Source organism: Streptomyces sp. A18 (assembly GCF_059026065.1).
In genome coordinates, this window is the sequence record NZ_JBWLKL010000059.1 from 1 (window position 1) to 12,160 (window position 12,160).

General features: G+C 70.9%; 5 protein-coding genes. All 5 read left to right on the plus strand.

All coding sequences use genetic code 11. The features are described from left to right. Positions 1–3,958, plus strand: a 3,958-nt coding sequence (locus AC5P1C_RS40465) for an SDR family NAD(P)-dependent oxidoreductase (RefSeq protein ID WP_493870996.1), incomplete at its 5' end; no start/stop codon positions are given. Positions 3,959–3,963: 5 nt separating this feature from the next. Then, entirely contained in the window at positions 3,964–7,071 is a 3,108-nt protein-coding gene (locus AC5P1C_RS40470) for a type I polyketide synthase (RefSeq protein ID WP_493870997.1), read from the plus strand. A 48-nt stretch (positions 7,072–7,119) separates the two neighbouring features. Further along, positions 7,120–7,392: a hypothetical protein gene (locus AC5P1C_RS40475; RefSeq protein ID WP_493870998.1), complete on the plus strand. Its 273-nt coding sequence runs from the start codon at positions 7,120–7,122 to the stop codon at positions 7,390–7,392. Between the two features lie 159 nt (positions 7,393–7,551). Beyond that, on the plus strand, positions 7,552–10,686 hold the full coding sequence (locus AC5P1C_RS40480; RefSeq protein ID WP_493870999.1) for an AMP-binding protein: 3,135 nt from the start codon (positions 7,552–7,554) through the stop codon (positions 10,684–10,686). 114 nt (positions 10,687–10,800) lie between these two features. Next, positions 10,801–12,159: a crotonyl-CoA carboxylase/reductase gene (ccrA, locus tag AC5P1C_RS40485; RefSeq protein ID WP_493871000.1), complete on the plus strand. Its 1,359-nt coding sequence runs from the start codon at positions 10,801–10,803 to the stop codon at positions 12,157–12,159. Position 12,160: the final 1 nt, after the last annotated feature.

Here is a 12,160-nt window from a genome sequence, read left to right on the forward strand (position 1 = left end):
GGGCGCCGCCGTGGACTGGGACGCCCTCTTCGGTAAGCGCCGCCAGGTCGACCTCCCCACCTACGCCTTCCAGCGCCGGAACTACTGGCTGGACTTCCTCGCCGAGATGGAGTCGGCGGACGTCGCGTCCGCCGGTCTGTCGGCCTCGGACCATCCGCTGCTGGGTGCCGCGGTGGACCACCCGGGCTCCGGTGAGGTGGTCTTCACGGACCTGTGGTCCCTGCGTACACACGAGTGGCTCGCCGATCACGCCGTGTTCGGTGCGGTCGTCGTACCGGCGACGGCGTACATGGATCTGGCGCTGTCGGTGGGCGACTTCGTCGGGTCTGCCGTGGTCGAGGAACTCGCCTTGGAAGTGCCCCTGATCATCCCCGACTCGGGCGACGTACAGGTACGGGTCGTCGTCGGTGCGGCGGACGAGGCGGGACGCCGCTCCCTGGACGTGTACTCGCGTCCCGGTGACGACGGCCCGACGTTGGGCGGCTGGACCCGGCACGCGATGGGCAACCTGTCACCGGCGGCGGACACCGCACAGACCGCCGACGCGGGACCGCTCGCCGTATGGCCGCCGGCCGGGGCGAAGCAGCTCGCCATCGACATCGAGGGCCTGTACGAGTCGCTCGCGGACTCCGGGTTCGACTACGGCCCGACGTTCCAGGGGCTGCGCGAGGTCTGGCAGCAGGGTGACGACCTCTACGCCCTCGCCACTCTTCCCGAGGCTTCCGAGGGCTCGGCCCGCGCCGGGTTCGGCATGCATCCGGCGCTGATCGACTCCGTGCTGCACGCGGTGGCGGCCGGCGGCGTCATCGAGGTGACCGGTGACCAGGGCTGGATGCCGTTCTCCTGGGCCAAGGTGCACCTGGTCGGGGAGTGCGGTCCGAGCGTGAAGGTGCGGATTTCCCCGGCCGGCGAAGGCGTCGTCTCCCTGACGATCGCCGACGAGCACGGCCGCAGGGTCGCGCACATCGAGGCGTTGACGTTCCGGCCGGTCAGCGCGGAGCAGGTGCGCCCGGCGGGTGGCGAACAGGGCCGGACGCTCTACGAACTGGGTTGGCGGCCGGTCGAGCAGAGCAAGCAGGGCAAGCCGGAGACCTATCGCGGGAAGTGGGGCGTTCTCGGTACGAAGAGCGGCCTGGCCTCGCGGCTCTCCGGGACGGGCGACGAGAATGCCCTGTTCCACGAGACCCTGGAAGAGATCCTCGCGGGAGAGGCACCCCGCCACGTCGTCCTCTGCCTGGACGACTTCACCGGCGCCGGCGCCGGCACCGCCGCCGAATCCGACCTGCTCACCGCGGTCGCCAACGCCGACAAGCTCGTGCTCGACCTGGTCCAGCGGTTCATCGCCGAGGAGCCGCTCGCCGGTTCCACGCTGGTGGTGCTGACCCGCCAGGCCCTCGCCGCCACGGCGGGGGAGGGCGTCGAAAGCCTTCCCGGCGCCTCCGTGTGGGGCCTGATCCGGTCCGCGCAGACGGAGCACCCCGGCAGGTTCCGCATCGTCGACATCGACGACGAGGACGCGTCCCTGGCACGCGTCCCGGATGCGGTGGCCGTCGGCGAGGACCAGCTGGCGGTGCGCGGCGGCGCGTACCTCGTCCCCCGCATGACGCCGGTCGCACCCGACGACCAGCAGATCGAGCCGCACGGCGAAGGCGCCCACCGTCTCGGCATCCCGAGCAAGGGGACCCTGCAGAACCTGACCTGGGTGCCGTGCCCCGAGGTGGAGGAGCCCCTGGCCGCCGGGCAGGTCCGGATCGCCGTCGAGGCCGCGGGGCTCAACTTCCGTGACGTGACGATCGCCCTGGGCCTTGTGGACAGGACAGCCATCGACACCGGGATCGGCAGCGAGGGCGCCGGCGTCGTCGTCGAAGTGGCGGACGACGTGACGAACCTTTCGGCGGGCGACCGCGTGACCGGCATCTTCACCGGCTCCTTCGGCCGTGTGGCCCTGGCGGACCACCGCCTGCTCATGCCCATCCCCGACGGGTGGAGCTACGCCGAGGCGGCGTCCATGCCGACCACCTTCCTCACCGCGTACTACGCGCTCTTCCATGTCACGAAGCTCAAGAAGGGGCAGCGCATCCTCATCCACGCCGCGGCGGGCGGCGTCGGAATGGCCGCCGTCCAGATGGCGAAGGGCATCGGGGCCGAGATCTACGCGACCGCGAGCCCGGCCAAGTGGGCCGCCCTGCGCGGCCTCGGCCTCGACGACGCGCACCTGTCCTCGTCGCGCGACCTGGAGTTCGCCCAGAAGTTCCTGGACGCCACGGATGGTCAGGGCGTCGACGTCGTACTGAACTCCCTGGCGCACCAATTCGTCGACGCCTCGCTGACGCTGCTGCCCGAGGGCGGCAAGTTCATCGAGATGGGGAAGACGGACATCCGCGATGCCGCGCAGGTGGCGGCCGGTCACCCCGGAGTCGACTACGAGGCCATCGACGTCTTCGAGGCGGGCCCCGAGGCGATCCACGAGATGTTTCGCGACGTCATGGAGCTGTTCGCCGACGGGCGCGTACAGCTGACCCCGGTCTCCGTCCGGCACATCCGCGATGCCCGCAAGACGTTCCGCGAGATGAGCCAGGGCCGCCACGTCGGCAAGCTGGTCCTGGAGCTCGGCAACGGCTTCGGTGGCGGCACCGTGCTCGTGACCGGCGGCACCGGCGGAGTCGGTTCGCTGGTGGCCCGGCATCTCGTCGCCGAGCACGGCGTACGGAGCCTGATGCTGGCCAGCCGTCGGGGAGTTGCCGCCGACGGGGTTCCCGAGCTGGTCACGGAGCTGGAGGCGGCGGGCGCCGCCGTCCGGGTCGTGGCGTGCGACGTCGCCGACCGGGCCGCCGTGGCGGACCTGCTCGCGGACATGCCCGGGCAGTACCCGCTGACGGCGGTCGTGCACGCGGCGGGCGTCCTCGCGGACGGCGTCATCGACGCGCTGACCCCGGAGAGCATCGACCACGTGCTGCGTGCCAAGGCGGGCGGTGCCATCAACCTGCACGAGCTGACCAAGGACTACCCGCTCTCCGCGTTCATCGAGTTCTCCGCGCTCGCGGGCACGCTCGGCACCGGAGGACAGGCCAACTACGCGGCGGCGAACGTCTTCCTGGACGGCCTGGCCGCGCACCGCAAGGCTTCGGGCCTGCCCGGCACCGCGCTGTGCTGGGGCTGGTGGGAGCAGAGCAGCGGCATGACCGAGGGACTCGACCAGGCCGACCTCTCGCGGATGCGGCGGATGGGCGTCGCCGCGATGCCGACGCCCGACGCGCTCGCCATGTTCGACTCGGCGATCGCGAGCGACAAGCCGGTCCTCATCCCGGCGCGGGTGGACATCGCCACGCTGCGCAACAAGGCCGCCGAAGAGCTGCCGCTCGTCCTGCGCGACCTCGTCGAGGGCGGCAGGCCGCGCCGCGGCAAGGCGGGTACGGCCAAGGAAGGCGGCGCTCTCGACCTGTCCGCCCGTCTTGCCACGCTGCCCGCGGACGAGGCGGAGGCAGCCGTACGGGACTGGGTCCGCGATCAGGTGGCCGTCGTGCTCGGACATGCGTCCGGGGCGGCCGTCGACGTCGACCTGCAGTTCACGCAGCTGGGATTCGACTCGCTGACCTCGGTCGAACTGTGCAACCGCCTGGCTTCATCGACCGGCCTGCGGCTGCCATCCACCCTCGTCTTCAGCTATCCGACCCCGCGCGAGCTGGGCGAGTACCTCTACGGCCTGCTGCGTCCGGCACCGGACGCGGCCCCGGCCGATGACGAGGCGGCGGAGCGGGAGATCCGGGAAGTACTGCGCACCGTCTCGATCGACAGCCTGCGCAGCGCGGGCGTCCTGGACCTGGTCCTGGCCTGCGCCGCCCCGGCGGACGTCGCCGACGCGAGCGGGCCGGCGGCGGACGCGGGCACCGGTGCGGACGAACTGTCGGACCTGGACTTGGAAGCACTGGTCGGTCTGGCCCTTGACGAGAAGAGGTAAATGACATGACCAACTCCGCGGATCGCACAGCGGACGGCGCGGACCGGGTCCAACGGGCGCTCCGCACACTCCTCGAGGAGCGCGACCGTCTCCGGCAGGAGAACGACGCCCTGAAGGCAGGCAGCGGCGAGCCCATCGCCGTGGTGTCCATGGCCTGCCGCTACCCCGGAGGCGTGTCCACGCCCGAGGAACTGTGGGACATGCTCCGTGAAGGGCGTGACGTCGTGGAGGAGTTCCCGACGGACCGCGGGTGGCGGGACGTGTACGACCCGGACCCCGACGCCCCCGGCAGCTCGTACACGCGTCACGGAGGCTTCCTGAGCGACGTGGCCGGTTTCGACGCGGGCTTCTTTGGCATCAGCCCGCGCGAGGCCCTTGCCGTCGACCCGCACCACCGGCTGCTCCTCGAAACGTCGTGGGAGGCCTTCGAGCGGGCGGGCATCGTCCCCGCCGACGTGCGAGGGTCCGAGATCGGCGTCTTCTCCGGGGTGAGCTCCACCGAGTACGGCTGGCGCTTCCTGGAGGGCGGCCAGAAGGACCTGGAGGGCTACCTCCTGTACGGCAGCGCGCTGAGCGTCGCCTCCGGCCGGGTGGCCTACGAGATGGGGCTCACCGGGCCCGCGGTGTCGGTGGACACGGCGTGCTCGTCGTCCCTGGTGGCCCTGCACATGGCGGAGCAGGCGCTGCGTTCCGGCGAGTGCTCGATGGCCCTTGCGGGCGGTGCTTCGGTGATGCCGACGCCCGCGCTGTTCGTGGAGTTCTCCAAGCAGGGTGCCCTGTCGGCCGATGCCCGCTGCAAGGCCTTCGCCGACGGGGCCGACGGGACCGGCTGGGCCGAGGGAGTGGGCGTACTGCTCCTCGAGCGGCTGTCCGACGCCCGCCGCAACGGCCACCCGGTGCTCGCGGTCCTGCGCGGTTCCGCGGTGAACCAGGACGGGGCCAGCAACGGCCTCACCGCGCCCAACGGCCGCGCCCAGGAGAAGGTGATCCGCAAGGCGCTGGCCAACGCGGGTGTCCCGGCCTCCGAGGTGGACCTGGTCGAGGCCCACGGCACCGGAACCAAGCTGGGCGACCCCATCGAGGCGAACGCCCTCCTGGCGACCTACGGGCAGGGCAGGACCGAGGGCAGGCCGCTGTGGCTCGGCTCCCTGAAGTCGAACATCGGTCACGCGATGGCCGCCGCCGGGGTCGGCGGAGTCATCAAGTCCGTGATGGCCATGCGCCACAAGTACCTGCCGAAGACGCTGCACGTGAACACCCCATCGCAGCACGTGGACTGGTCGTCCGGTGACGTCGAACTCCTGGTGGAGGGGCGTGAGTGGACCAGCGGGAACGGTCCGCGGCGCGCCGGGGTGTCCTCGTTCGGGGTCAGCGGCACCAACGCGCACGTGATCCTGGAGGAGGCGCCGCCGGAGGCGGAGGACGAGCACACGTCGTCCCCCGAGGCAGGCACCGCCGACGGCCTCGTGCCGTGGGTGGTGTCGGGCAAGACGGCCGCCGCCCTGCGGCAACAGGCCGGCAAGCTGCGCGACTTCGTCGCCGCCGACCCGCAGGCCGACATCGCCGGCATCGGCTGGTCGCTGGCGTCGGCCCGCTCGCGCTTCGAGCACCGCGCGGTGGTCCTGGGCCGCGGCCGGGACGAGTTGCTCGGCGGCCTGGCGGCGCTGAGCGGCGGCGCGGAGTCCGCCGCGGTGGTGAGCGGCAGCGCGGGCAACCTCGGCAACGTCGCCTTCATGTTCCCCGGTCAGGGTTCGCAGTGGATCGGCATGGGCCGACAGCTGTACGACACCTTCCCGGTCTTCGCGCGGAGCCTCGACGCGTGCGCGGCCGCCCTCGACGAATGGGTCGACTGGTCGCTGCTCGACGTGATCCGCGGTGCGGAAGGGGCGCCGACGTTCGACCGGGTGGACGTGGTGCAGCCCGCGCTGTTCTCCGTGATGGTGTCCATGGCTGCCCTGTGGCGCTCCTGGGGCGTGGAACCGTCCGCGGTGGTGGGGCACAGCCAGGGCGAGATCGCCGCCGCCTACGTGTGCGGCGCGCTGTCCCTGCGCGACGCCACCAGGGTCGTGGCGCTCCGCAGCAAGGCCCTGATCGACCTGAACGGCCACGGCGGCATGGCATCGGTCGCCGAGTCCGCGGACGTCGTCGCGGAGCGGATCACTCCGTGGGGCGACCAGGTGAACATCGCCGTGGTCAACGGGCCGCGCTCGGTGGTGGTGTCCGGGGAGCCCGACGCTCTCGACGAATTCGTCGAGAAGATGCGGGCCGAGGGTTCCCAGGCCAGGCGGATATCCGTCGACTACGCTTCCCATTCCCACTATGTGACCCGGGTCCGCGACCAGGTGATCGGCCCGCTTTCCGACGTGAGCCCGCAGACGTCGAAGCTGCCCTTCTATTCGACCCTGTACGGCGAAGTCATCGACACCGCGAAGCTGGACGCCGATTACTGGTACAACAATCTGCGCGAAAAGGTCCTCTTCGAATCCTCCGTACGGAAGTTGTCCGACGACGGCTTCCGGGTGTTCATCGAGATGAGCCCGCACCCCGTCCTCACCGTCCCGGTGCAGGACATCGTCGAGGACGTGGACGACGCGGTGGTCCTCTCGTCGGCGCGGCGGGACCGGAGCGAGGCCGAGTCCGTGGTCGGTTCGCTGGCCCAACTGCACGTCCGTGGCGGGTCCGTGGACTGGGACGCCCTGTTCGGCACACGCCGCCGGGTGGACCTTCCGACGTACGCGTTCCAGCGGCGCCGGTACTGGCTGAACTCCGCGCACACGGTGGCGGCGGAGCAGCCCCCGGCCGAGCTGCCCGCGGACGACGAGCAGGTCGTGTCGCTGGCGGACAGGGTCGCCGCGCTACCCGCCGACGAGGCCGGGGCGCTCGTCCTCGACCACGTGCGGGAGAAGGTCGCCGTCGTGCTCGGACACGCCTCGGGCGAGGCCATCGACCCCGAGCAGGAGTTCAAGGAGATCGGGTTCGACTCGCTGCTCTCGGTGGAGCTGAGCAAGCGCCTGACCGCGTCCACCGGCCTGAAGCTGCGGGCCAACCTGGTGCTGCGGCAGCCGTCCCCGAGCCTCATCGCCGCGCACATCACGGCCCAGCTGACCAAATGAGCCGCCGGTGGACCGACAGGAGTCCCGTCCGATGATGAGGAGCGATACATGCGCGTACGTCATGCACTGGCCGGCCTGACCCTGGGAGGTGCGCTCGTCCTCGCCGGCGCCGCCGTACCCGCGCAGGCGGCCGGACCCGCACAGCCACCCGCACCGTCGAAGGCTTCGGCCGCCGCTGCGGCGAGCTGGCACCTCCACAGTACGTACTACAACAATCCGTCGTACTGCGAGGCCGCCGGAAAGGCCCAGGACCTCCCCTACAAGTGCGAGTTCGGCCTGCCCGGAGCGATGCTGCCCATTTATCTCTACGTCTGGTACTGACACGCGGAAGTGTCCCGCCGGCGGGACACCGCAACCGCGAAAGCGGTGGTGTCCCGCCGGGTACCGACTTGTCTTGAACGGCTGACTCACTTCCCGGAAGGTGGGGGTGATCTGCGAATTCTGCGATTCCCGAACCTGTTTTCCGAGGGGTTGATCCGTGTGCGTTCGTTCGGTGCGTCGTCTGCGCATAAAGGGCTGTGGCTGGCCGAGACAGTGTCTTCCGACACGCTGAACCATGCACTGACCATGTGGGATGTGGACGGTGAACTGGATTCGGCAGTCATGGAATCCGCGTTCCTGCACGTCCTCGGTGAAGCGGAAGTGCTGCGCGTCAATTTCGCCGACGACGGCAGCGGCCTGCGGCTGACCCCCCGCGAACTGGGGGACTGGAAGCCGTTCTTCGTGGACGTCAGTGCCGCGGCCGACCCCGAGCAGGCGGCGCGCGACACGCTGGCCGACCTGGTGCGCAAGCCGTTCGACCTGGAGCGGGACCTGCTGTTCCGGCTCGGCGTGGTGAAGCTCGGGGCGAGCCGCTCGCTCCTGGTGATCGCCTACCACCACCTCATCTCCGACGGGTTCGGCGCCAACGGCCTGCTCTCGAAGCGCTTCGCCGAGGTCTACACGGCACTGGCCCGGCAGGAGGAAGTGCCGCAGCTGCCGCACCCGTGGGACGCCGAGTCTTTCGCCACCGAGGCGACGGAGTACCTCGCGTCGCCGAAGTTCACCGAGGACACGGAGTTCTGGCGCGAGTACCTCAAGGACGCGCCCGCGCCCGCGCAGGTCCCGCGCGTCGAACTGTCCGACGCACAGCGGACGGCACTCGACGAACCGCTGAACGATGCCGACCGCTGGGGAGAGCTGACCGACGCGATCGGCATGGTCAGCCGCACGCTCTGCGTTCCGCGCGCCGAGGCGGACACCTGGACCGAGACCGCCAAGACCCTCGGCGTGTGGATGTCCACCATGGTGACCTCGGCCGCGGCGGTGTTCTTCCGGCACCGCTGCGACCGCCCGGAGTTCCTCCTCTCACTGGCCGTCGGCAACCGCGTCGGCGTGGCGAGCAGGACCCCTGGCCTCGCGGTCAACGTCGTGCCGGTGCGGGTGAAGGTTCCGCTCCGTACGACCTTCGGCGAGCTCGCCGACGAGATGGTCGACGAGAGTTACGAACTCTTCGGGCACACCGGGTGCCACTACTCGGACATCCAGCGCGTGAGCGAGACCGTGCTGAGCGACCGCGGCAGTTTCGGCGCCGTCATCAACGTCGTCGAGTTCGGCGAGCAGCTGCACTTCGCCGACAGCCCGGCGCGCTACCTCTGCGGGACCACCGGTGCCTTCGACGAGCTGTCGATCGCCGTCTCCAACGACGGGAGCGCGGAGAACGACATGTACATCCGGCTCGACGCCCCCGCGAGCCTGTACTCCCGAGCGGAGCTGCGCTTCATCGGCGAGGAGCTGATCGCGTACATCCGTGCCGTGGTGGCCGACACCGAGCGGCCGGTGGGCGCCCTGGACGTGGTGAGCGGCGCCGAGCGGCAGCGGGTCCTGACGGCACCCGCCCGCGACGAGGAGCCGGGGCCGACGGTCCCGGAGCTGTTCGCCCGCCAGGTGGAAAGGCAGCCCGACGCCGTCGCGCTCGTCTCCGGCGACGCGGTGCTCTCGTACCGGGAGCTGGACGAGCGCTCGGACCGCGTGGCCGGCGTGCTGCGCGGCAAGGACGTCGGACCCGAGACGCTCGTGGCGGTGGCGCTGCCCCGCTCGGCGGACCTGGCCGTCGCCCTCCTCGGCGTGGTCAAGGCGGGCGGGGCCTACCTGCCGGTCGACCCCGCGCTGACGGCGCAGCAGCTCAAGACGCGACTCGAGTCGCAGGCCGGCCGCGCCTCGGTGCACGCACTGCTCACCGACGCCGCTACCGCCGCGAACGCCCCGGCCGAGCCGGCCGTCCCGGCGATCGTGTTCGACGACAGCGCGGCCGCACATCAGCCACCGGCCCCGCAGCGCCTGCCGCACGCGGACAGCCTCCTGGCCGTGCAGTACGGCCACGACACGACCGGTACGGAGACCGAAGTCGCCGTCACACACCGCAACCTGCGGCACTTCGTCCAGGACAGCGGTCGGCACAAGGCCGGCGACCACACCGTTCTGTGGCACGCGCCGCACACCTCCGACGCGCTGGCTCTCGACCTGTGGGTGCCCTTGCTGCACGGCGGCCGGGTGGCCGTGGCCCCCGAGGGGAAGCCCGCCGTCGAGGCGCTGGCCGAGGCGCGCGCGGCGCACGACATCTCCGCGGTGCGGCTCTCCGCGGACCAGTTCTCGGCGCTCGCGGCGGACCGCCCCGAGCGCCTCGCCGGACTGCGCGAGGTGTGGACCGGCGGCGACCGCGTGCCGGCGGCCGCGCTGCGCCGGGTCCGGGAAGCCTGCCCGGAGCTGACGGTCACCGACGGCCACGAGCCGACGGAAGACACCGCCCGCTACGTTCTGGGACCGGGCCTCGCGCCCGTCCCCGCCGGAGTGACCGGCGAGCTGTATGTGGCCGGACCCGGCGTGACACGCGGCTACCCCGGCCGCCCCGGCCTGACCGCGCAGCGCTACGTGCCGAGCCCGTTCGCCCCCACGCCCGGCACCCTGATGTACCGGACCGGCGACCGTGTCCGGTGGACCGATGACGGCCGGCTCGCCTATGTGGGCCGCGCCGACGCCCTGGCGGACGTACGCGGCGTACGGGTCGAGCTGGCCGAGGTGGAAGAGGCCCTGTCCGAGCACACGGGCCTCGCCCGAGCGGTGGTGGTCCTGCGGCAGGACGGCTCCGGCCAGCAGCGCATCGTGGCCTACGTGGTCCCGGCGGGCGGCAAGACCGTGTCGGCCGACGAGCTGCGCCGGTTCGCCGCGTCGCGGCTGCCGGAGTCGCAGGTGCCCGCGGTCTTCACGGTCCTCGAAAGCCTTCCGGTGACGGCGGGCGGCAGGACCGACCGGGCTGCGCTGCCGGAGCCCCGGTTCGACGACGGCAAGTACCGGGCGCCGCGCAACGACACCGAGCGAACCCTTGCCGCCGCGTTCGCCGACGTGCTCGAACTGGACCGGGTGGGCATCGACGACGACTTCTTCGATCTCGGCGGCAACTCGCTGCGCGCGATCAGGCTGGTCGGTCTGATCCGGGCCGAGCTGAACCAGGAGGTGTCGATCCGCAAGCTGTTCGCGGCGCGCACCATCACCGGTCTTTCGGACATGTGGAAGGACCTTGCCCAGTCCAGCAGGCCGAGTCTGCGCCGCAGGACGAGGGAGGGCGCGGTCCTCTGAGTCGGCATCCGGGTCTGATCGTCCAGTCAGCAGCGTTCTTTGTTTGCGCTCTCCATTGATCTGCCGTGCTGCACGTTTCTTTTCCTGCGGCCACTGCAGAGAAGAAAGGTAATCATGGATTCTTTGACCGCAGCCCTGCTGGACGGGGCGGGCCCGGAAGAGATCGGGCGACACGAACTTCCCTCGGAGTACGAGGCCGCGCACATCCTGGCCTCGGACATCGGAATGTTCGACGGTGTGGAGGACAAGGACGTCCGCAAGGCGCTGCACGTCGGACCGGTTCCGATGCCGGACATCGCGCCGGACGAGGTCGTCGTCGCCGTCATGGCGAGTTCCATCAACTACAACACGGTCTGGTCGGCGACGTTCGAGCCGGTGCCCACGTTCGCATTCCTCAAGCGCTATGCCCGCGAGGGTGGTTACGCCGCCCGGCACGACCTGCCCCACCAGGTGGTCGGGTCGGACGCGGCCGGAATCGTCGTACGGGTCGGGCCCGGTGTGCGGCACTGGAAGGTGGGCGACCGTGTGGTCGCCAGCTGCGTCCAGGTCGACGAGCAGGAGCCGGCGACGCACGCCGACGCGATGCTCGGGTCGGGCCAGCGGATCTGGGGCTACGAGACGAACTTCGGCGGGCTCGCCCACTACTCGGTGGTGCGCGCGAGCCAGCTGCTGCCCAAGCCGGCGCACCTGACCTGGGAGGAGGCGGCGGGCGTCCTGCTGACGGCGGCGACCTCGTACCGGATGCTGGTCGGTGACAACGGCGCGCGGATCAAGCAGGGGGACGTCGTGCTCATCTGGGGCGCGACGGGCGGCCTCGGCGCGTTCGCGGTGCAGATGGTGAAGAACGCGGGCGGTATCCCCGTTGGCGTGGTCAGCTCCGAGCGCAAGGCCGAGGTGCTGCGCCGGCTCGGCTGCGACGTGGTGATCAACCGCAACGAGATCGGCATGGGCGGGAACGAGGCGCTCACCCCGGAACGGACGCTCGAGCTCGGCAAACGGCTCGGGCGCGAGATCCGGCGGCAGGTCGGCGAGGACCCGCACGTCGTCTTCGACTACGTCGGGCGGGCGACGTTCGGCATCTCGGTGTTCGTCGTGCGCAAGGGCGGGACGGTCGTCACCTGCGGTTCGAGCACGGGTTACGACCACCACTTCGACAACCGCTATCTCTGGATGAACCTCAAGCGGATCGTCGGCAGCCACGCGGCCAATCTCCAGGAGCAGGCGGAGTGCAACCGGCTCTTCCAGCTGGGACATCTCTCGCCCATTGTCTCCGAGGTGTTCCCGCTGAAGGGGGTGGGCGAGGCCGCACGCCTGGTCCAGCTGAACAGGCACACCGGAAAGGTCGGCGTGCTCTGCCTCGCGCCCGAGGAGGGGCTCGGCGTCACCGATCCCGTACTGCGGGAGAAGATCGGGACCGCGCGGATCAACCCGCTGCGCGACACCCACCAGGCACAGTCCGCCGAGGTGGCCTGAC

Coding starts and splice junctions, on each gene's coding strand:
- AC5P1C_RS40470 (WP_493870997.1), top strand. CDS start 3,964: ATGACCAACTCCGCGGATCGCACAGCGGACGGCGCGGACCGGGTCCAA.
- AC5P1C_RS40475 (WP_493870998.1), top strand. CDS start 7,120: ATGCGCGTACGTCATGCACTGGCCGGCCTGACCCTGGGAGGTGCGCTC.
- ccrA (WP_493871000.1), top strand. CDS start 10,801: ATGGATTCTTTGACCGCAGCCCTGCTGGACGGGGCGGGCCCGGAAGAG.